The organism is Desulfobacula toluolica Tol2, from assembly GCF_000307105.1.
Classification (GTDB): Bacteria; Desulfobacterota; Desulfobacteria; order Desulfobacterales; family Desulfobacteraceae; genus Desulfobacula; species Desulfobacula toluolica.
In genome coordinates, this window is sequence record NC_018645.1 from 4472988 (window position 1) to 4495447 (window position 22460).

The following is a 22460-nucleotide window of genomic DNA, read 5'->3' on the forward strand; positions in this document are numbered from 1 at the left end:
TTTGTCTCCTTATCGTGATGACGGCATTGGACCAAGGCAGGCTATTTTTTCCATGATACCCTTGAACATTTTTATGTTTTCAGGCATTTTAAATGATTGTTTCCCCTTCATATATCCTGTTATATCAAGGGCATCATCCCGCCTTGCTTTGTGAATCGTCGCATTGATTTCTCCAAACACAAGGGCACCTGTTTTACAGGCCTTAACACAGGCCGGCTGTTTTTCTTCTTTGTTGCTATCAATTGTTTTGGGATCTTTTTTTCTAAGGTCATTTCTTCTAAGATCAATGCAATCATCGCATTTGTACGAAACAGAACGGTTTTGGGTACGGGTCTTCTGAAAGGTGATCGCACTGAAGGGACAGGCCATAGCGCACATTCCACAGGATATGCATCGCTCCTCCCGAACAAGAACGGAACCAAACTCGTTATCCTTGTATATGGCCCCGGTAGGACAAATCTGCAGACAAGGGGCCGGATCACAATGCCGGCAGCGATTTGGAAACGTCATGAAATCGATCCCTGCGCCCACCTTTATCCTGGGTTGCGATTGAGGATCGTCATTCAAAAAAGACAATAACGCCTTTTCCCTGGAATGCTCCACGGCGCAGGCGATTTCACAATGCCTGCAACCAACGCATTTTTGCACCTCTACAAAAACGGTTTTCATAAAAACCTCCTTTACTTAATCAACCAGTATGAATTTTTATTGCAGCATCAAGCAAAATAATATTCACACACGTTAAACACGTTTATTTTTCTACCATGGGTTTTTTAAAAAGTCAGTAATTTTATTGAACTGATCCGCTTGTATATCGGAACTTTATTACAAAATAAAAACAGCTTATATTTTGGCCATGTTTAGAGTTAAATGGCGTTTCAACTTTAGGGTGTATGGCGTGTGGTATTGATTATTTAGTAAGTATCTTCAATCATTTATAAAAAAACATCTCCTGAAGCAAGAACCGCTTCAGGAGATTGAAATAAATTTGACGTGCCGTAGTAAAACAGATTTTTTTGTTATCGCCGGTCCGGCCAGATCTGCTCTGATAATTCAGAAAGTTTAAATTTCTGGATTTTTCCGCTGGCCGTCATGGGGTAGGAGTCCACGAAATGAACATACCTGGGAATTTTAAAACGTGCGATTTTACCTCTGCAAAAGTCCTTTACATCGCTCTCATCAATGTTTGCATCCTCTTTAAGAACAATAAAGGCGCCAACCTCTTCTCCGTATTTTTTGCTGGGGACTGCAGCCACCTGGATATCTTTTATTTCATCCATCCTGTATAAAAATTCTTCGATTTCCCTGGGATAGATATTTTCTCCTCCCCGGATAATCATATCCTTGTGACGTCCGGTGATAGCCAGATTTCCCTGTTCGTCCATGACACCAAGATCCCCTGAATGAAGCCAGCCGTCAGCATCAACAGCCTCTTTTGTGGCTTCGGGGTTGTTGTAATACCCTTTCATGATATTATATCCCCGGCAACACACTTCTCCCTGGACACCAGGGGGAACGGTTTCTTTTGTTGCAATATCAATGACCTTCACCTCAATATGTGGCAATGCCCTTCCCACGGTTTCCACCCTGAGGCGCAACTCATCCCCGATCCTGGTATAGGTCATGACCGGCGACGCCTCGGTCAGACCGTAACAGATGGTGATATCCGTCATATTCATTTTTTCAATAACCTGCTCCATAACATGAATCGGGCAGTTGGAACCAGCCATGATACCGGTCCTGAGAGATGAAAAATCAAATTTTGAAAACATGGGATTATCCAGGATTGCGATAAACATGGTGGGAACACCATACAAAGCAGTACATTTTTCCTGTTCCACAGAGGACATGACCATCAAAGGATCAAATCCTTCCAGGATAACCATGCAGGTTCCATGATTGACAGCGGCAAGGACACCCAGCACACACCCAAAGCAGTGGAAAAGCGGAACAGGAAGGCAGACCCGGTCATGTTCGGAAAAATTCTGGTTTGCACCGATAAAAAACCCGTTGTTGCCGATATTGTAATGGGTGAGCATCACGCCTTTGGGAAACCCGGTTGTTCCCGAAGTATACTGCATGTTGACCACGTCATGGGGGCTTAATTCTTTTTGCCGGGCAAGGTATTCTTCATCTGTTGTCATTACGCCCAGGGCCTTGATTTCAGGAATGGAATACATGCCCCGGTGCTTTTCCTGACCTAAAAATGCCACCCTTTTGAGATGGGGAAATTTTTTGCTGGAAAGACTGCCCCTCTGCTGAGTTTTAAGCTCGGGAACCAGCTCATAAATGGTGTTTACATAATCAGTGTCCTGGAACCCGTCAATCAAAAATAAGTTTTCGGTTTCAGACTGTATTAAAAGGTACTCCAGTTCCGCAGTCTTATAATTGGTGTTAACGGTCAGCAGAACAGCACCTATTTTGGCTGTTGCAAATTGCAAAGCAACCCAGAACGGAATATTGGTGGCCCATACAGCCACTTTTTCACCCTTTTGAATCCCCAACGCCATCAGCCCCCTGGCCACTTCATCCACTAAAGAATTAAATTGCCGATAGGTCAAGCGAAAGTCCCGATCCACATAAACAACAGCATCATTGTCGGGAAACCGGGCAGCGGTCTGATCAAGGATTTGCCCCAGGGTAAGTTCTCTTAACGGGCTTTCATTTTTCATGGCTTTATCCCCTCCTGCTATTCAGGTATATAGATGACCGCATGGATCTGTGCTTTTTCATCCCCCACACAGCTCACATAGTGAGGAACCACGGAATTATAATACACGCTGTCCCCTTCATTGAGAACATAGGTCTCTTTTCCGTAAATGACTTCAATGCTTCCTTTGAGTACGGCAATCCACTCTTCACCTTCATGGGAGGAGAGGTTCTTCTGGCTTGCTGATTCAGGAAGGATTTCAACAAAAAAAGGTTCCATGTGGCGATCGGTTTTTCCCATGCCCAGGGAAAAAAAGTTCAGGGTTGCGGCCTTGTTTTTCTCTGCCAGCACACTGAACTGAGCGTCTCTTTGGGCGTTACGAACAATATACGGGTCAGTTGTTTCCTGGTCATCCAGAAATGTACCCAGCCGGACACCGAGCGTTCTTGCGATTTTCATCAAAGGCCCTAACGGGGGATAAATATTTTCTGCAAGCATGGTCTCAATAAAATCTTTTTCAAGACCTGTCTCTTTTGCAAGATTGTCAACGTCGATCTGCCTTTTTTCCATGAAATATTTAATACGTTGGCTGATTTTTCCAGTATTCATCGTTCCTCCATGCATTTTTTTTTAAAAATGTTTTATAATATATAGTCAGGGCGTTGTCAAAAAAAATGCCTTTTTAAGGAAACATCTGCAGACCTTATACAAACCCCATACAAACAAAAAACTCAATTTTTTAATTTGTCTGTTAAATTCAATTTTTAAATTCATCCGGAATAAGGCAAACCGGTATGGGCTCCATTTTATGTTTATTGGCAGCATGAAATTTCTGGTAGATGGACACCACTTTTTTCTGTTGCTCGGTCAATGCTTTTTTTTGGGGGGACTCCAGGTATTGCATGGCCCATTCCAGTTCCGCATAGGTGGCACCGATCTGGCTTTCATCGGTTCGCTCGTCTTCCCATAGCCCGTCCGTGGGGGGCGCTTTCAGGATATCGTCAATGATGCCCATGGCTTTTCCCAGTTCATAAACTTCGGATTTCATCAGGTCGGCAATAGGTGAAAGATCCACTCCGCCATCTCCATATTTGGTATAAAATCCCACGCCAAAATCCTCAACCTTATTGCCGGTGCCGACCACCAGCATTTTGTGGTTTGATGCAAAAGCATACAAGGTGAGCATGCGAAGTCTTGACCGGGTGTTTGCCATGGTCAGGCCGTCCTGTATATGATGGGGAAAGCTTTGTTTCATCTGCTCAAAAACAGGGGTCAGGTCAAGATCGGTTCCTTTGACCATATTAAATTTTTTTTCCAGCCATGCAATATGATTTTCAGACCTGGACACCTGATCTTTTGCCTGGTGAATAGGCATGTTAACGGCAAGAACCGGTTTGCCGGTTTTCGCGCACAGGGTTGATGTTACGGCTGAATCTATTCCTCCTGAGACACCAATGGCAAACCCTGTTAAACCTGATTTTTCAAGGTAATTATCCAGCCACTGAACAATGTGATCAATTACTTTTTGAGTTTTCATAACCAGCCTTTCATAACCAGTTTTTTCATCCTTTTTCATTTTATATGAAAGTCTTAAAAAATTCATACATAGACTTTCAATCTTTGTTGTGAGCAAACCAAGGTGAAATAACAGTTTTGCCCGTGGCAGTTATATGCAATGCATTTTAAACATATTTCACGAATTTAAGAACCCGGACTCTTGTTGTCAATCACCCCATGCTGCCGGACATATTCATACAAAATAATTGAGGCTGCCACACTCACATTCAGGCTTTGGGATTTTCCAAACTGTGGAATGGTAAGGGGCCTGACCTCGGGAAACAGGTCAGGTTCAAAGCTGATGCCATATTCTTCGTGGCCGAATATAAAGGCACTTTTAAGGGGCATCCGGGTGTGTGTTATGGACTGTCCTTTGCCGGGTTCCAGGATAAACGGGATATAGCCGTTGTTAACCAGGCTGGTATAACAGGAAAAAAAATTCTTGTGAAATACGGCCGGAACCCATTTAAAAGCACCCATACCCGGTGCAGGATCAAAAAAATCAATGCCGACCAAATGAATTTCACGGGCACCAAAGGCATCAGCACTTCTGAAAATTTTTCCGATATTATAGGTCGGTTTTAAATGGTCCAGCACAATGACACATTCATGAATACCGGACTTGGCCAGATAGTTCTTGTTTCTCTGCCGTCTGAAGCGCCTTTTGGCCATATCTCTTTCAGACTTCATCATCTGCCGGACTTTATGAGGCCCCATACACCTTCTCCAACCGTTCATATTATTATTTTGCCCAACTTTCAGACTGATGGCAAAACAGGGTAAGACCCCACCAGAATTTTGCCAAAGTCCAAATTCAGGATCTGATATACAATGACAGGGCATAAATTGCAACGATTGGCAAATCCGCCAAACCTGTTTTTGTGCGGGTGTGAAGCAAAATATACCCTGTTATGGGTAAAAAAAGTTATGGGTAAAAAAAATGGAACTGTTGTGGAAAACCAGTTAAATCATGATCTGCCGGCAAGAATCAAACAGGGTTAAAAAAGTTTGAAAAATCCAGTTCATCAGGCCTGGAAAGATCCATTTCCCCCATTTCAACAATATGCCCCCCATATCCGCATTGAATCATGAATCTATGCATTTGAGTTATGGAATCATCTGATATCAATTTGTCGGTTTGCGGATATCTGTTGTACACCATGCCAACAAGCTTGATATTTCTGGTTTTCAAAGCTTCAATTGACAAAAGCGTGTGATTGATACTGCCAAGCTTTGACGATGTGACCAGTATGACCGGATAATGGTTCTCCCTGATATACTCCAGCACGGTTGAATCATCATTCAACGGCACCTGGAGTCCCCCTGCCCCTTCAATCAAAATGGTTTTGAATCGTTTTTTCAGCTCATGGGTGGCACGGGATATGGTCAGGGTGTCAATTTTTTTGCCCTCCAGGCGTGCTGCCAGATGAGGAGATGCAGGGCGCTTGAACAGATACGGGCAGGTAAGGCCAGACAGGTCCTCTTCAAACAGTTCACACCCCATAAGCTGCCGGTGAGCCAGAATATCATCGGATGTATCTTGACATCCGGTCTGCACAATTTTCTGGGTAATGATATTTTGATTTTGTTTGAACAGATACCTTGCCATAAGTCCGGTGGCAATGGTTTTTCCAATATCCGTATCAATACCGCTGATAAAATATTCCGTCATGTGTCAGCTCCCCTGATTTTTCATGTATTGAGCTATGATATCGGCAACCGGCTCAATATCTTCAAAGCTTATGTCCGAGGTCAGGGAAAACCGTATTCTTGAATTGTTTTCCGGAACCGTTGGCGGCCTGATGGGAAAGGCAAGATATCCATTCTCAATCAAAAGATCTGACAATTCAACCGCTTTTTTGTTGCTGCCTGTGATCACCGGGATAATATGGGTGTCACCTGTATGAACAAGACCCTTTTTTGTTAAGGCGTTCCTGAATTGTTCGGACACCCGGCTAAGTTGTTTGCGCCTGTCATCCCAGTATTGCATGCGGTTGAGAATAAAAAGATTCCAGTTAACAGCTACAGGCGGAAGTGCTGTGGAATATAAAAGCGGCCTCATTGTATTGACAAGACAGGATTTCAAGGTCGGATGTGTTATGGCATAGGCACCGTGGGATGCAAAGGCTTTGCCCATGGTGCCCAAAAGGATATCCACCCGGTCATGCACCCCTGCTTCAAAACTAAGGCCCCTGCCATGACTACCGAATACGCCTGCTGAATGGGCCTCGTCAACATATAAAAGGGCATTATGTTTTTCCTTTAACGCAACCAGCTCTTTGATGTCGGCACGGTCTCCGTCCATGCTGAAAATCGATTCCGTGATGATCAGGGTGTTGTCAAATCCGTTTTTTTCTTTTTCCAAAAGCCTTCTTAACTGATCCATATCATTGTGCTGAAAAATCATACACCTTGCCTTGGACAGCCGGATGCCGTCCACAATGCTGGCATGGTTAAGGCTGTCGGATAAAATCAGATCATTTTTTCCTGCCAGTGCCGGAATAATACCGATATTGGCATGGTAGCCGCTGTTAAACACAAGGGCTGCCTTGGAACCATAAAATTCACAAAACCGTTTCTCCAGTGCCTCATAAAGGCCGGAATTACCGGTCAAAAGCCTGGAGGATGAGGAACCCAGACCATATTCATTGATCATGTTTTCCTTGTCCATACGGCTGTAAAACTCTTTGCACAGCACAGCATCGGTTGCAAGCCCCAGGTAATCGTTTGACGACAGGTTAAGGCAGGATTTGTGTTTATAGGTTATGGTTTTGTCCTGGCGATTATCAATGTCTTTAAAGGATCTTAACAGATCGTTTTTTTTGATTTCTTCCAGTCTTTCAGAATAGGTTTTGTAAGGGTTATGCATAATTAAACACCTGTTTTGTAAACAACTTGAGTTATCTTTTTTGTTAATGTGTCAAGGTCATGGTCTTCTATAATATAAGGTGGCATGGTATAGATCAATTTGCCGAACGGCCTTATCCAGACTCCCTGTTCAACAAACTGCCGCTGTATTTTTTCGATATCCACAGCTTCTTTCATCTCCACGACCCCAATCCCGCCTAAAACCCTGACATCTTTCACTTGCTTGAACTGTCTGCATTCCTGCAATCCGGATTCCAGTTTTGTTTCAAGGTGCTGAATTTTCATTTTCCAGTCATAGGAAAAAAGAAGGTTGATATTGCTCAGGGCAACACTGCACGCCAGTGGATTGCCCATGTATGTGGGGCCGTGCATAAACACCCCGCATTCTCCTTGTGAAATCACCCGGCCGATTTCCTGTGTGGCAAGAGTGGCTGCAAGGGTGAGGTATCCGCCGGTCAAAGCTTTGCCCACACACATGATATCAGGTGAAATTTGGGCATGATTGCAGGCAAACAGTTTTCCAGTACGGCCAAAACCTGTGGCGATTTCATCCAGGATCAGCAGCAATTCATACTGGTCGCACAAGGCTTTGAGCTTTTTCAGATACACGGGAGAATAAAACCTCATACCTCCTGCACCCTGAACAATAGGTTCAATAATGACTGCGGCACAGGATTGATGATGTTGTTTGATCAACTCTTCCATGTGTTGTATATGGCTGTCATTCCATGGTTCATGAAATTTGCAGTCTGGTTTTTGTGCAAAATGGTGTTTGGGCAGAATATTCTGAAAGGCATGGTGCATACCGGTCACAGGATCGCATACAGACATGGCATAAAAGGTATCGCCGTGGTATCCTGACCTGACCGTAATCATGGTATTTTTTTCAGGCTTTCCCATGGCATGCCAGTATTGAAAGGCCATTTTCATGGCGACTTCAACGGAGACCGACCCGGAATCACACAAAAAAACCTGGGTTAAGGGGTCAGGTGTGATGCTGATTAAGAGTTTGGACAGCTCAACCGCCGGCTCGTGGGTTAACCCGCCGAACATCACATGGGACATTTTTTTCATCTGAGTTTCAACAGCTGCATTTAAAACCGGGTGATTGTATCCGTGGATGGCTGCCCACCAGGAAGACATCCCGTCTATGAGCCGTGTTTTGTCCATAAGGGTGAGATGGACGCCTTGGGCGGATTCAACCGGATATGTTTTCAAAGGCCGGGTCATTGAAGTGTATGGATGCCACAAGTGTGTTTTGTCAAATTCCTGTAATTGTAAAATTTTATCTGTCATATTTTGCCTGCTGTTTTATACCGTTAACTTTTGTTTGAATTTTAGTTAACCAAATTCAATGACCAAGTCAATACCCATATAAAATTATTCCAGCAGATATATTTGCAAAATAACTCATGGCGATGATATTGAATTATAAAAAACTTTGATATATGGTAGCCTCTATTAATGGATTCAAAAATCACAAAATATTACATTTTGTTTGGATTAGTAAATCCAAACTGTAATTGTAGCTAAAATCAAAAGAGATTGTTATCTTTTACTTTAAACAACAGGAGTGATTATTTTGTTCCGAATCCCTAACCTGTTGAAACAATCTTGACTAGTTAAAGAGACAAACAATGAAGATAATATGGTCTTAATCTTGATCAAGTAATTGATCAATTACTTGATAGGTTCTTTTTTACTTTTATCTGTGGATGGGTAAGTATGCATGTACGAATTTTAATTTTTACAATCCTGACATTAATAAGCTCTTTTTCCATTGCACAGGCAACTCTTCCTGATAAAATCGACATTGGTATTATGTCTTTTAAACCCCAATCTTGTAATATTCCCCAATGGTCGGTTCTTGAAAATTATCTGAACACACAAATTCCAAAAACAGAATTTAAAATCATTTTAATGTCCAGGACTCAATTGGAAGAAGCCATTGGCAAAAAGCTGATTGACTTTGTTGTGACCAACCCGTTTCAATATACCATTTTTCGCCACAGGTACGGCTTGTCTGCTCCATTGGCAACAGTCATAAGAGGCGGCAGCAACACAATTCCCCTAAAGCGGGTTGGAGGAACACTCTTCACACTTTCAGACTGTACTGATATCAACAACCTCAAGGACATAAGAGACAAACAGATTGCAGTCCCGTTTCAAAACAATTCTTTTATCGTTCAAATGCTGCAGTATGAATTATTTGTAAATGATCTTTCCCTACTCCGAAAACGCCAGCTTGTTATAACAGGATTGCCCCATGACAATACGGTTTTGGCGGTTATTAAAAATCAGGCGGATCTCGGTTATGCCAGGGCAGGTACATTGGAAAAAATGGCGTCACAGGGCAAGCTTGACCTTTCACAGTTCAAGGTCATCCACCCTCAGATACTGCCTGATTTTCCGGTTCAGGTTTCAACCGGTCTATACCCGGAATGGCCTTTTGCATCCTTATCCCATATCGAACCCGCAGATCAAAAAAAGATAATTGCCGCCCTGCTGAAAATGGAACAGACAGATTCTGTAAAAATGCCCTTTATAATACAAGGATTTTTACCCCCTGCAAATTACGATTCCGTTGAAAATTTAATGAGGACATTGCGGATTGATCCCTTCAACAAGACACCAGACATCAACATGTCAGATCTCTGGCAGATATATAAAACAAAAATTATTTTTATCGGACTTTTTTGTTTTATAATGATTCTGGTAGGAGCTTACCTCCTTCAAAACAGGCAGTCATTGCGCTTAACTAAAGAGCGTCTGGATATGGCAATTGAAGGAACCAATGCCGGGCTGTGGGACTGGTATGTGCAAACCGGTAAAGTCGTATTAAACGAAAGATGGGCCAAAATAATAGGATACACCATAGATGAACTTGCACCTGTGAGTATTAAGACATGGGCTGAACTTTGCCACCCTGATGATCTGAAGAGATCAAATAATCTTATCCAAAAGCATTGGGCCAATGAAACCGGCTTTTACCAATGTGAAGTCAGAATGAAACACAAAAACGGGTCATGGGTATGGGTACGGGATCAAGGCAAGGTGATGCAGTGGACCAAAGATGGCAAACCCATGCGTATGACAGGTACTCACATCGACATCACAAAAAGAAAACGCTATGAAATCCTGATTCAGGCAGAACATGATATGGGTTCTGACTGGCGCAGCGCAGGCAGTTTCAATGAACAGCTCAATCTTTGCCTTCAAACCGCCCTGCAGGTTTCGTCCATGGACTGCGGGGGACTTTACCTGGTGGATGAAAACGATTACAGCCTCCGGCTAACCGTACATCATGGATTGTCCAAATATTTCATTGCCCATGCCACATATTTTGGAGCTGATTCCAGGCAGGCACACCTGATAAAAAAGAAAAAGCCTGTTTATGCAAGGCATCTGGATCTGCTCGAGGACAAAAAAAGTGCAACCGCCCATGAGAGGCTGAAGGCTGTTGCCATTATACCAATGATATTTCAAGGCAGGGTAATTGCCTGTTTGAATGTTGCCTCCCATATATTGGAGTCAATACCTGAACATGCCCGCAATGCCCTGGAAAGCATTGCAAATTATACAGGATCTTTTGTCGCACAGGAAATTCAGGATGAGCAGATCCGGCAAGACCAACGGAACATGGATAACTTTTTCAACACTATTGAGGATATGCTGTTTGTACTCGACATGAACGGCTGTATCATCAAGCACAATCAGGTAGTTGCCAAACAGCTGGGATACTCTTCAAATGAATTAATCGGCAAACACATCCGTTGCTTGCATCCGGAGGATCGTCACCACGAGGCCCAAGCTGTTATGAGCAGAATTTTTGCCGGTGAATCCGATTCATGTTCAATTGCACTTAAAACCAAACACGGCAAGCTCATACCAGTGGAGACAAAGGTTAAGCTTGGCCGATGGCAAGACAAAGAGGTGATATTCGGCACCAGCAGGGATATTACTGAGCGCATAGAGATAGAGCAAAGAAGACAGCAGATTGAAAAGACAGAGGGCCTCAATCGCATGGCCGGGGCTGTGGCCCATAATTTCAACAATATATTGACCATTATTCTTGGCAATCTTGAACTGGCCATGGAGGCCTTGCCGCCGGAAACATACATTTCCGATAATATCAAACAGGCATTTCAGGCTGCTCAACGCGCTGCGGACATAAGCAGACAAATGCTTGTTTTGCTGGGTAATATTCAACCAAAATTAGAATCAATTGATTTATCAAAAACGTGCCTGCAACACTTACATCAGCTGCGTGACAACTTAATAAAAGATGTATCATTAAAAGTTGATATCCTCACACCCGGACCTGTTATTAAAGCTGAAGACGATCTGATTTGCAAAATCCTGACCGCTCTGGTTACCAATGCCTGGGAAGCCATAGATGATTTTCCCGGCACCGTTCAGGTTACAGTGGGAGAAGTTACTCAAACAGATATTCCAAAACATAACCTTTTCCCAATTGAATGGAGCCGTTCTGATGCACAGTATGGCTGCCTGACGGTTACGGATACCGGCCGGGGAATGAATAAAATTCAGATCAATAAAATTTTTGATCCTTTTTACACCGACAAATTCACTGGTCGAGGATTGGGGCTTCCGGTCGCCCTCGGAATTATCAAAACTTATGGCGGCTGTATTACAGTTAAAAGCGAACCTGGAAAAGGAAGCAGTTTCAGGATTTTTTTACCATTGGCCTCTTAATGTTTTTTAGGCTCAAAGGAAATCCAATCCAAATGATTTGATTGGGAGGGACAATTTTCGCTGAACAGGTCCGTGCCGTCTTTTCATATTTCAGATACGAAATCCTCTGAGTTCATGACCCTAAACAGCGGGTACAAGGGGTTTTTTCTATAAAGATCCAGGCATTGTGCATGCATGGTTTCAGAAAAAGCGGTCGAGCAGTCATCCACAATAACAGCCTTGAAATTATGGCATATGGCATCCATTGCAGTGGCCAGAACACAAAAATTGGTTGCAATCCCGGCAACAGCGCAAAGGGTTATCTGCTGGTCTCGAAGAATCTTTTCAAGACCTGTGTCAAAAAAGGCTGAAAACCTTGGTTTGGGAAGCCAGAGATCTTCGGGTGCCATGTCAAGGTCAGCAACGACTTGTGCGCCCTTGGAACCCTTGATGGCATGAGGGTGCATTTTGCCTGTAAAAAGAAAATCATCCTCGGCAAAAGCATCAGTTGAAAATATAACGGGGAAATTTTTTTTACGAAACTCTTTGATCAAAAGGTTGATCACGGGAATAATTTTTCTGGCCAAAGGGGTGATTGGGTAATGATTTTCATCTTTAAAATAATCTTCTACCATATCAATGATCAATAATGCCGGTTTTTCTGTCATAGTCGCTCCTTTGGGATATTTTTTTGATAATATTTTAATGATAAGGAAAAACCCATGGCAAGGGAGCTGATTAACCCTTGCCATGGGAAATCGGAGTGATTTTTTCTATTTACTCACTTAACTTACTCACTTACTTAGCTTATTTGTTTTTCCAAACAGCTCTTCTTCTTTCTTCAAAAGAGGCAATACCTTCAAGGGTATCTTCTGTTTTCATCATGGTTTTCAAAAAATAATTGCTGACCAGATCAACGCCCTGGGCAAAACTGGTTCCAATATGGCGTTTTACAGCTCGTTTATTGAGCCGGATAATCAAGGGACTTGCCATAACAATCTGTTTGACGTTCTTTTCCACAACGTCCTGGAACTCATCCACTGAAGCCACCTGGGATACAAATCCAAGATCCTTGGCAGCCTGGGCAGAATAATTCTGGCCGGTGGTGACAATTTCAATTGCCTTGGCAACGCCGACAAGCTCGGGAAGTCTTAAGGCAGCATAGGGTGGGAAAAATCCCAGCTTGATTTCAGGCTGTCCAAGAATGGCTTTTTCAGATGCAATCACGATATCACAGGCAATGGCCAATTCCATACCGCCACCTAAGCATGCACCGTTCACAGCAGCAATAATGGGGATATCAATCATGTTGATCAACTCGAAAATCCGGTTGAATGTGGAAACCATAAGGTCCACATTATCCGGTTTATGATCGGCCACTTCAACACCTGCACAAAAACTTTTACCCTCGCCTGTGATAACAACGCATTTGAGTTCATCATCTGCAGCAATCTTTTCAAGCTCGGCATTCAGTTCATTCATCATGGGTATGTCCAGAACATTATGTTTTGGTCGGTCAAGAATAATTCTGGCAACCTGGTCATCTTTTTCCACTTTTAAAAATTCTAGTTCTGCCATATAGGCCTCCTGTTAGTTTAAGATAATGCGGTTATTTTTTATCCTCTGATAGCTCTGGGTGTAATCATATGATGCTGGGGACAGATGGATTTTGGATTCTGATATGCAGCCCCGGCAAAAGCTTTCAGGTAATCACGCAATGCGCTCATTTTTACAACTTCATCCACCATACCGTGCTTTGCACAATAGGCAGGTCTTGAATTATCATAGTATTCTTTAGCCTGCTGGTTCATTTTGTCGATAATTGGCTCAAGGGGACGTCCTGCATCCTTTTCCTTGACAAGTCTTCTTGAAAAACTTGCAGCCGCAGCGGTTTCACCATGCATAACATAAATTTCCGTAGTACCGATACCCAAAGTAAAAGCATTGTGCCTGTTGGCCGTGGGGCCGCCCATGACATAATGGGCTGCCGCAGTTCCTTTTCTCAAGGTGATCAAAGTCATGGGAACATCGGTTTGCTGGATAGAGTAGATCAAGGACTGTCCAAGGCCGAGAAGTTCAGCTTTTTCAGCAATATCACCAACATCAATGCCTGAGGTATCCTGGAACCAGATCAAGGGGATTCTGTCACGGCCGCAAAAGGTAACAAATTCATTCATTTTGATCAGGCCCTGGCGATACAATTTTCCGCCGATTCCGCCGTAATCAGCATACTCGGGATAATCTTCTCCCAGCCATCCCTGGTTGTTGCCGATCATGCCCACAAGAAATCCATCCATTTTAACCAGACCTGTATAAATTTCAGGGCCGTAATCAGGTTTGTATTCCATGTGTTCACTGCCGTCGACAAGACGGGCAATGATTTCTTTGAAATTATAAATCTGTTTCTGATTAAATGGCATTAGACGGTAAAGATCTTCTGCCGGGAACCTTGGCGCTTTGGGTTCTGCTACCCTGAAAAACTTGGGATTATAGGCAGGCATATCTTTCATGTAATCTTTAAGTCCGTCAAGCACACCTTTTTCTTCTTCATATACATACCTGAAAAAACCTGTTGAATCGTAATGAACATCAACTGATCCCGGTGGTTTTTCCTTGAACTGTTTGGCGGATGCAATCAACTGTTCCGCACCTTCCAGGTCAAAATATCCCTTGGGAGACATGCCGCTTAGAATACCGCCTCCGCCTACGGCAATATTACAATCTTTGTGGGCAAACAATATGGTGGGGCTGATCCCCTGGTATCCGCCGCCTGCCGGGTTTGTACCATAGATACCGGCCAGTATGGGAATGCCCATCTGCTCAAGTTCCGCATGACGATAAAAAGTGGTGCCGCTTCCTCTTCTGTTGGCATAAAATTTTTCCTGTTCTGTCAATTTTACACCACTGCAGTTAACAAGCCATACCAATGGGATATTCAACCGTTTTGACAGGTTAGTGGCCCTGAAAATATTTTCCGGCTGTCCCGGAAGCCATGCACCTGCCATGACTTTGTTATCAAACCCTGCCACGACACACCATTTACCGGAAATTTTTGCAAGGCCGTCAATGACATTGGTTGTGCCTTCAACATTATTTTCGGGATTAAAAATGGTGTGCAAAGGAGTCCATGTGCCGGGATCAACCAGATACTCAAGCCGCTGCCATACCGTCATTACACCTCTTGAATTGATCTTTTCCGTAGGCAGTCCGGCATTTTTAACCTTTTCGACTTCTGCATCAATCCCGGCTTCCACTTCCTTGATATTTTTCACATTTTCTTCTGAACTTAATAATTGTCCTTTATTAAGTTCAACACCGAATTCCGTCATTTTTTCAAAATATTGTCTCATTATTTACTCCTGGTCAAATTTAATTATTATTTTCAAATCACCACCCTCCTGTCAGGAGAGTCATTCGCTTATCGTAAAATTTTAATTTTATATTTCGCCTGCTTGGAAACACCCCCTTGACTTTAAACTTTTCTTTAAGTATAGACCCAAATTATCTTGTTTAAGAAAATTTTTTTTTCTGACAAGGGAAGAACCAAATATTATACGAACAAAGGAGAAGAAAATGAGCACTGAAATTTTAGCACCAATGCCCGGATCAATCTGGAAAGTGCATGTAAAAGAAGGTGATGAAGTTGTTGAGGGACAGGAACTCTTAATCCTGGAAGCCATGAAAATGGAAAACCCCATTATTACAACAACAGCAGGCAAGGTAACGGAAGTTAAAGTAAAAGTGGAAGATAAAGTTGCCACAAAGCAACTGCTTCTGACGATTGAATAATTTTCAATACCTTGAATAGCAAATTTTGTATCTGCAGAGGGCATCATCTTTTATGCTCTCTGCATGATATGAAATTGTTCATTTTCTTCTTTGTATAATCCTTTTTCCAATTAACTGAACCAGGCAGAAATAATCAGCCCGGGGCAGTGCTTTCCATCCTGATAATTCATATAATAAAACAGCATTTTCATACCGGTTATAGATTAAATAATTCCCCTCCTTTGTCAAGCTGTTTTTCAGCCATGTTGTGACTTTTTTCTTGACAAGTGATTTAAATTTTAGTTTATGGTATGCATCATAACATGGAACAATGTTTTGATATATAAAACACCACAAAAAGGATTAATCTTAAAGAATGCACAATAAACCACAAACCTTTAATTTAAGATAAATGGTATATGGGTCAGGATATTAAAAAGCTAAATTCCATTGAAAAAGCCCTGGAAATCATGCTCACATTCCAGGACGTTAAACCGTCATGGGGTATAAGGGAGTTAAGTGCAAAGCTCGAATTCAGTCCGGCAACTGTTCAAAGAATTCTGCAAGTTCTCAAATCATATGAATTTGTTAAACAAGACCCTAAAACCAGGCAATATTTTATTGGTAACATATTTTATAAATTTCTTGAGTGTCTGAACAGTTCAAATAATCTTACCCGAATCGGACGCAGATTCATGGAAGAACTGGCAGTCGGAACCCTTGAAACAACCCATTTGAATGTCATCAAAGGAAATCTTCGGATCTGTATCGACACCATTGAATCTCCCAAAGAATTAAAGGCAGGCATGCGAATCGGCAACCAGTCACCGCTGTATGCCGGAGCATCTGCAAAATGCCTGCTGACCTTTTCCTCTAAGGATTTTCAAAACAATTATTTTCAAACCATAAACATGGAACCCATTACCGAGTTCACCATCATACGGCAAAACAAGCTGCGGAAAGAACTTGACAAAATAAAAGAACAGGGATATGGCATCAGCCTTGGGGAGAGAACTCCGGGGCTAGGTTCATTGAGTGCCCCTGTTTTTGATTATAGAGGGCAGATCCTGGCAAGCCTGAGCCTTGCCATACCTGAAATCAGATTCAAGCAGGAGGATCATCTTTCAAATTGTATTGATATACTAACCAGTGCTGCAAAATCTTTTTCAAACGAAATGGGATTGGGCGCTGGAAAATTTTAACTATTTAGGAGGAACAATGGATTTTAAACTATCAAAAGAACTTCAAATGCTCCAGAAAGAGATCAGAAATTTTACAAAAAAACAGATTGAACCTAATATTGAGGAATGGGATGAAAAACATTACCTGCCTTATGAAGAGGTCATGAAACCTCTGGGAGAACTGGGATTTTTCGGAACAGTTATCCCTGAAGAATACGGTGGGGAAGATATGGGTTTTCTGGCAGCCATGATCGTTACAGAAGAGCTTGCCCGCGTATCTTCTTCTTTGCGCGTTCAGGTCAACATGCAGGTACTGGGATGTGCTTACACCATCTACCGTTACGGCAGCGAAGAACTGAGAAAAAAATATGTTGAAAAACTGTGTACGGCTGAATATGTCGGCGGTTTTGGTATTACTGAACCCGATGCCGGTTCAGACATCATGAACATGTCCACCGTTGCCGAAGATAAAGGAGACCACTGGCTGATCAACGGTTCTAAAACCTGGATCTCCAATGCCAACGTAGCCGATGTCCTTATGTGCTATGCCTATACGGATAAATCCGCCGGTTCAAAAGGCATGTCCGCTTTTGTTATTGAGCCTAAAAATTTCCCCGGCATCAAAGTATCCTCATTAGATAAGCTGGGATCTTGGTCTTCCCCCACAGGCGAACTTTTTTTGGATAATGTAAAAGTTCCCAAGGAAAACCTCGTGGGTGAAGTTGGTGACGGTGCAAAAATTGTTTTCTCATCCCTGAACCAGACCCGTCTGTCTGCTGCAGCCGGTGGTGTCGGCCTTGCCCAGGCATGCCTGGATGAAGCAATCAAATATTGCAATACCAGAGAACAATTCGGCAAAAAAATCGGTACTTTCCAGATGAATCAGGATATGATCGCCCAGATGGCCGCTGATATCGAAGCTGCCAGACTGATTGTCTACAAAGCTGCCTGTGCAAAAGACGACGGCAACCTGAACAATGGTTACGACGTTGCCATGGCAAAATATCTGGCTGGTGAAGCTGCAACAAAATGCGCTAACTTTGCCATGAGAATCCTGGGTGCATACGGATACTCAACAGAATACCCGGTTGCCAGATACTACAGAGATGCCCCAACCTATTCCATGGTTGAAGGTTCCGCCAATATCTGCAAATGGATCATGGCCCTTGATCAGCTGGGTTACAGAAAAGCCAACAGATAATACAAAAAAAACAACGTGGACAGCTCTTCTTCCTGAACTACCGTTTGAATTGCTGTTCACGGCTTTTTTTAAGGAGGCCGAAGTGGACCCGAAAGAAATTGCTAAAAAAACAGGAAAAACTGCTAAACTGTACTTTTCCACTGTCAAAGAAGAGGAAAAGCCCTACAACCTGTGGAGGCATTTTGACAAAGAGCTTGCAAAAGACATGTCCCTTTATATCACAGGTCAGATGTATGCCAGAGAAAAGATTCCCCATCAAACCCGACAACTGGTCACAGTGGCTGCGTTAACGGTTCTTTCAAAGCCTGATGAACTAAAACTGCATACACATGCGGCACTGAATGTGGGGTGTACAAAAGAAGAAATTGCAGAAGTGATTTTCCAAACCAGTATCTACGGCGGTGTACCTGCTGCAAACACGGCTTTGACGGTACTCAAAGAAGTTCTGGAAGAACGCGGCGAAGAGTAAATCAGGTATCAACAAAAAAATTTGTTAAAAGCAAAGATGCATGTGCCGCACAATTTTTTGCTTTTAACGTTTAACTCTTGAGTGATAAAAATCCATGACAGAAGAAGCCTATTTCAACCTGGCCAAAACCATCATACAGGGAAATACACCGGATTCAACACAATTTGCCAAAATTGCCCATTTGACTGATGACAAAGTATTTGAACTATTCCCTGGTGCAAATTTAATTAGATCCACTTATTTTAAAAATCAAATCCACCTTTGCACCATCTGTAACGGTAAATCAGGTAAATGTTCCGAAGATTGTACCTTCTGCGCACAATCCAGATTTCACAAGACAGATGTTGAAACCTATCCGCTTCTTTCCAAAGAAAAACTACAGCAGCCTGCACTGGATCTTAAAAATACGCAGGTTACCCGTTATTCCATCGTGACCAGTGGAAAAGGCCTGTCCGGAAAAGAGATAAACCGCGTTTCAGAAGCGTTTTCAGAAATAAAAGACCTGCCTCTTTGCTATTGCGCTTCCCTTGGCATTATCACGGAGGATGATTTCAATCTGCTTGCAAGGTCCGGTGTCACCCGCTACCACCATAACCTTGAAACCGCAAGAAGCCATTTTAACAACATCTGTACCACCCATACATATGACCAGCGGATCGAAACCATAAAAGCGGCACAAAAGGCTGGACTGTCCGTTTGTTCAGGCGGCATATTCGGTCTGGGTGAAACCGATGATCAAATCCTGGAAATGGCTCTTGAACTCAAGTGCCTGGATGTGGATGCAGTACCCTTGAATTTTTTGTCTCCCATACCGGGAACACCAATGGAACATCAGTCTAAGCTTACCCCGCTGAAATGCCTTAAAATAATTGCTCTGTTCAGATATGTACTTCCTGAAAAAGAGATCATCATCTGCGGCGGAAGGGAAGCCAATCTGGGCATGCTTCACCCGTTTATTTTTTATGCCGGGGCAAGCGGCATTTTAACCGGCAACTATCTGACCACCGGCGGCAGGCAGCTGGAAAAAGATTTGAACATGCTCAATCAGCTTGAACTGACGCCACGATAGGTCATTGTTTGATTTTTTTATAAAAGTTTTTCAGAATCTAAACAGCGACTTTCATATTTTAGTTTCTGCCCTTTAGGGTGTTTTGGACAAACCAAGGTGACCAGATTGTAGTATAAAATGGCCAGGTCTGCCCATGAAAGTTATTCCAGGATCTATTCCAGGCTTTTCCCGAGAATGGTGTTCCAGATTCCGTCCGGGCATCGCCTCTCAATGATATGGACATTTTTTTGAGACAATGACGCCAGTACTTTTTTAGCTTCGGAATTCAAAAGCCCGGACAGAATAAACCATTTTTTTTCCAATAGATACGGGCTTTCTATCATTATCCGCATGACATCATAATGAATATTGGCAACCAGAAGATCACAAGGGATATTCATGATCTCCTCGCCTTTTGCCTGGAAAGCAAGAATTTGTTCTTCAAATTTGTTGAGCCTGATATTGTTCAGGGTGGTTTTAACCGCCAGATGATTGAAGTCACACGCCATCACAGGATTGCAGCCCAGAACTGCCGCTCCCAGGGATAGCAGCCCGGTTCCCGTACCGATATCCAGCACAGACCGAATCTTATGCCGGGTACACAATCGATGGATCAGATACAGACAATCTTCCGTGGTCTGATGCCTGCCGGTTCCAAACACCACTCCCGGATCAAGCTGGATGCCCTTTATGGTTTCATCATCCAAAGCAGGCCTGTTCCATGGCGGATAAATGCACAGACTCTCGACACAGTAAGGCTCAATCTTATCTCCATGCCATTGTTCTCCGGTCATTTCATATTTTTCAACCAGGCTGATGCCCTCATTTTTTTCAAGGATTTCTTCTACAACATCATCACAAAGCGAAGAGAAAAAAAGAAACGCCATTGTTTCTTCCACCCATGTGCCGAGAAAGCAATCACTGCCCTGAACCGTCTCATCAACCAACGGAACACCGTCAAAATAGTAAATATAAAGATTATTATACGGATTGATCATTTTTTATTGTTTTATCACCTCTTTTAAATTCAAAATATCAGTCAGGCTTTAATTAATAAGTTCCACCCGGATTTTTGTCAAGATCGCTTCTCTATAAGGCCAAAATGAATTTATTATATTTTGCAAACGCGGTAAAATTTTACCGAAGTAAAGTTTAAAAATTGCCAAACCATCCGTAAAAATTTGATTGTTCACAGATAATCTTTTATAGAATAAGCGCAACACTATCTCTAATATGTTGATTCAAAAATGTCGAATTTAAAACTGGCGTTATGCATCAAAATAAAGGACTAATATCAACCATAATGACATCTCTTTATAGAATAAATGCTTGGTTAAACACTTTTTATCAGCGAGTGACTCATTTTTTATACTTTTTTTAATTTGGCGAAGGTATTACCAAGAACATGTTTATTTAGTGTCTGCATGGAAAGTCAATGGTTCTCGTGCAAATGCAAACACTACTTGCTTGGAAAATTTAATTTAAAATAAAGGAACAAGATATGAAAAAGTTATTCATCTGTTTTAGTCTCATATTGGCAACTCTATTGCTTAATAATTGTGCAAAACACCGAGTAATGCCTTTAACATCAAGTGAAGAAAAAATCCATATTGATGTACTCTGTGACCGCGGCAATCAGGAAGAGTTGAAATCAAGGCAGTGGCAGTACCGTAATGAAATTGCTGGTTTTATGGAACCCAATCTCGTACGCCGACTGGGTGATTATGGATTCAGCTCTGCGTTAATTGGGAAGGAAACAGAATATAAAAAAGCAGCTGGCACCTATCTTTTGAAGGTGGCTATTGAGTCCTATAATCCCGGCAGTGCAGCCGCCCGCGTTCTTGTTGGTTTCGGAGCAGGAGCCTGTTCATTGAAATGTCACTACGAGTTACTCGACAGTAAAGGCGAAACCATTTTGAGCTGGGATGACGGTATTGGTACATCTCAACACTGGAAGCGCTTACCTGTTGCCTTGAACAAAAAAGCCGGGGCTAAACTGAGTCAATACCTTGCCGGTGTTAGCCAGAAGTGAAGGGTGAAGAGGGTAAAATATTAACTTAAAGCATCTGTCAAAAATACTGGCCGAATACAAATACAATGGAATTTTGTCCCCGGTTCGATGAGCCAATACCTCCATTGGAAATATGATGCATCCTTAAGGAGATCAATTTATTGGCCTTTCCGTTTCTTTTGAATTCAATACCCATTCCAGCCTGCGGATTAAAATTAAATCGATAGTCCTGACCTTTAACACGGTAGTCGTCATACACAACACAGATGCCAGCTTCCAGATACGGCTTGATACGGTTGGTCTCAAACCTATCCAGATAGATCAATGCCAGCACTCCGGTATTTGCAATAAATTTCATATCCTCATCATCAGGGAAAGCTCCCCCGACAGAACCTTCAACCTTAAACATAAGGTTATCCGGCGCTTTATGTTTCCAAACCCTCTCATAGTCATACAGCCTGAATATGGATACCTGTAAAAAACATGCACCGTCAGATGGATCATAAGTATACCCTGAATTCAAAGCTATCCCGGTCTCGGTGGGAACATAGCTTTCATTGATTTGGGCGGACACGGTAATAGGGGTAAAAAAGGACACCATTGCTGTTATAAATAGACAAATCAGTTTTATTTTTTGAAATATCAAATCAAAGCTCATTTTATTTTAAATAAATACCTTTATAAAAATTTCGGGTGTATCTCACCCATCGGTTGACCAGCCAGTCTTCAATGTAAAAAATAAAGCAAATTTAATTTGAATACAAGAACCCATTGCTGTATAAAGCCCCATCACTAAAAAAAATGAAAGAGGGTGATATGTTAATACAAAAATTTTTGGCTGAAATCCGCTATTACCAAAGGCGTTATCAGTGTTTTTTGTCCAGATGCTTATATTTATTGTTTTGCTATACTGTACAAATTTTGATATCCTCAACAGTTGGTCAAGCAGGTTACAGACTTAAAGCGGGACAGTTTGAACTGGTTAATAAAAATTTTTCCAGCACACAAGCCT

21 protein-coding genes are annotated in these 22460 nt (G+C 42.4%); 8 read left to right on the forward strand and 13 right to left on the reverse strand.

Annotated features, from left to right (window positions below; translation table 11 throughout):
- Positions 1-9 precede the first annotated feature (9 nt).
- The 5 genes from TOL2_RS20290 to TOL2_RS20310 form a co-directional block, all read right to left on the reverse strand.
- Positions 10-669: a 4Fe-4S dicluster domain-containing protein gene (locus TOL2_RS20290; protein ID WP_014959150.1), complete on the reverse strand. Its 660-nt coding sequence runs from the start codon at positions 667-669 to the stop codon at positions 10-12.
- Between the two features lie 350 nt (positions 670-1019).
- A complete protein-coding gene (locus TOL2_RS20295; RefSeq protein ID WP_014959151.1) occupies positions 1020-2672 on the reverse strand; it encodes an AMP-binding protein in 1653 nt (550 codons plus the stop codon).
- A gap of 17 nt (positions 2673-2689) precedes the next feature.
- The gene (locus TOL2_RS20300; protein WP_014959152.1) at positions 2690-3259 is read right to left on the reverse strand and encodes a cupin domain-containing protein; all 570 of its coding nucleotides are present in this window, start codon (positions 3257-3259) and stop codon (positions 2690-2692) included.
- A gap of 148 nt (positions 3260-3407) precedes the next feature.
- Positions 3408-4187, reverse strand: coding sequence for an NAD(+) synthase (gene nadE / locus TOL2_RS20305; RefSeq protein ID WP_014959153.1), 780 nt, complete (start codon positions 4185-4187; stop codon positions 3408-3410).
- Between the two features lie 164 nt (positions 4188-4351).
- Positions 4352-4924 carry a TrmH family RNA methyltransferase gene (locus TOL2_RS20310; RefSeq protein ID WP_014959154.1) on the reverse strand — a complete coding sequence of 191 codons (573 nt, stop codon included), beginning with the start codon at positions 4922-4924 and terminating at the stop codon, positions 4352-4354.
- 114 nt (positions 4925-5038) lie between these two features.
- Here TOL2_RS20310 and TOL2_RS25040 point away from each other — a divergent pair, with 114 nt between their 5' ends.
- On the forward strand, positions 5039-5209 hold the full coding sequence (locus TOL2_RS25040) for a hypothetical protein (protein WP_158406151.1): 171 nt from the start codon (positions 5039-5041) through the stop codon (positions 5207-5209).
- On the opposite strand, the gene bioD is transcribed toward TOL2_RS25040, so the two are convergent.
- From bioD to bioA, 3 genes are read right to left on the reverse strand one after another with little or no spacing between them, the layout of a single operon-like run.
- Entirely contained in the window at positions 5196-5879 is a 684-nt protein-coding gene (bioD, locus tag TOL2_RS20315; RefSeq protein ID WP_014959155.1) for a dethiobiotin synthase, read from the reverse strand. The genes TOL2_RS25040 and bioD overlap by 14 nt on opposite strands.
- A gap of 3 nt (positions 5880-5882) precedes the next feature.
- The gene (locus TOL2_RS20320; protein WP_014959156.1) at positions 5883-7076 is read right to left on the reverse strand and encodes an aminotransferase class I/II-fold pyridoxal phosphate-dependent enzyme; all 1194 of its coding nucleotides are present in this window, start codon (positions 7074-7076) and stop codon (positions 5883-5885) included.
- A 2-nt stretch (positions 7077-7078) separates the two neighbouring features.
- Positions 7079-8371: an adenosylmethionine--8-amino-7-oxononanoate transaminase gene (gene bioA, locus TOL2_RS20325; protein ID WP_014959157.1), complete on the reverse strand. Its 1293-nt coding sequence runs from the start codon at positions 8369-8371 to the stop codon at positions 7079-7081.
- 429 nt (positions 8372-8800) lie between these two features.
- Between bioA and TOL2_RS20330 the strand changes: the two genes are divergently transcribed.
- Positions 8801-11791 carry a PAS domain S-box protein gene (locus tag TOL2_RS20330; protein ID WP_014959158.1) on the forward strand — a complete coding sequence of 997 codons (2991 nt, stop codon included), beginning with the start codon at positions 8801-8803 and terminating at the stop codon, positions 11789-11791.
- 83 nt (positions 11792-11874) lie between these two features.
- Here the strand turns inward: TOL2_RS20330 and TOL2_RS20335 are convergent, their stop codons facing one another.
- From TOL2_RS20335 to TOL2_RS20345, 3 genes are all read right to left on the reverse strand, one after another.
- Positions 11875-12438, reverse strand: coding sequence for a cysteine hydrolase family protein (locus tag TOL2_RS20335; RefSeq protein ID WP_041279651.1), 564 nt, complete (start codon positions 12436-12438; stop codon positions 11875-11877).
- A gap of 139 nt (positions 12439-12577) precedes the next feature.
- On the reverse strand, positions 12578-13348 hold the full coding sequence (locus TOL2_RS20340) for an enoyl-CoA hydratase/isomerase family protein (protein WP_014959160.1): 771 nt from the start codon (positions 13346-13348) through the stop codon (positions 12578-12580).
- A gap of 38 nt (positions 13349-13386) precedes the next feature.
- A complete protein-coding gene (locus TOL2_RS20345; RefSeq protein WP_014959161.1) occupies positions 13387-15120 on the reverse strand; it encodes an acyl-CoA carboxylase subunit beta in 1734 nt (577 codons plus the stop codon).
- A 223-nt stretch (positions 15121-15343) separates the two neighbouring features.
- Between TOL2_RS20345 and TOL2_RS20350 the strand changes: the two genes are divergently transcribed.
- The 5 genes from TOL2_RS20350 (at position 15344) to bioB (ending at position 19458) form a co-directional block, all read left to right on the forward strand.
- Entirely contained in the window at positions 15344-15559 is a 216-nt protein-coding gene (locus TOL2_RS20350; protein ID WP_014959162.1) for an acetyl-CoA carboxylase biotin carboxyl carrier protein subunit, read from the forward strand.
- 398 nt (positions 15560-15957) lie between these two features.
- Positions 15958-16740 (forward strand): IclR family transcriptional regulator, encoded by a 783-nt coding sequence (locus TOL2_RS20360; RefSeq protein WP_014959164.1) that lies wholly within the window; start codon positions 15958-15960, stop codon positions 16738-16740.
- Between the two features lie 16 nt (positions 16741-16756).
- Positions 16757-17920: a glutaryl-CoA dehydrogenase Acd gene (acd, locus tag TOL2_RS20365; RefSeq protein ID WP_014959165.1), complete on the forward strand. Its 1164-nt coding sequence runs from the start codon at positions 16757-16759 to the stop codon at positions 17918-17920.
- Between the two features lie 82 nt (positions 17921-18002).
- Positions 18003-18389 carry a carboxymuconolactone decarboxylase family protein gene (locus tag TOL2_RS20370; protein ID WP_041280176.1) on the forward strand — a complete coding sequence of 129 codons (387 nt, stop codon included), beginning with the start codon at positions 18003-18005 and terminating at the stop codon, positions 18387-18389.
- A 94-nt stretch (positions 18390-18483) separates the two neighbouring features.
- Complete coding sequence (gene bioB / locus TOL2_RS20375) at positions 18484-19458, forward strand: biotin synthase BioB (protein ID WP_014959167.1); 975 nt, start codon at positions 18484-18486, stop codon at positions 19456-19458.
- Positions 19459-19610: 152 nt separating this feature from the next.
- Here the strand turns inward: bioB and TOL2_RS20380 are convergent, their stop codons facing one another.
- Positions 19611-20435, reverse strand: coding sequence for a 50S ribosomal protein L11 methyltransferase (locus tag TOL2_RS20380; protein WP_014959168.1), 825 nt, complete (start codon positions 20433-20435; stop codon positions 19611-19613).
- A gap of 503 nt (positions 20436-20938) precedes the next feature.
- Here TOL2_RS20380 and TOL2_RS20385 point away from each other — a divergent pair.
- The gene (locus TOL2_RS20385) at positions 20939-21469 is read left to right on the forward strand and encodes a DUF4410 domain-containing protein (protein ID WP_041279652.1); all 531 of its coding nucleotides are present in this window, start codon (positions 20939-20941) and stop codon (positions 21467-21469) included.
- Between the two features lie 37 nt (positions 21470-21506).
- Here the strand turns inward: TOL2_RS20385 and TOL2_RS20390 are convergent, their stop codons facing one another.
- Positions 21507-22106 carry an acyloxyacyl hydrolase gene (locus tag TOL2_RS20390; RefSeq protein WP_014959170.1) on the reverse strand — a complete coding sequence of 200 codons (600 nt, stop codon included), beginning with the start codon at positions 22104-22106 and terminating at the stop codon, positions 21507-21509.
- Positions 22107-22460: the final 354 nt, after the last annotated feature.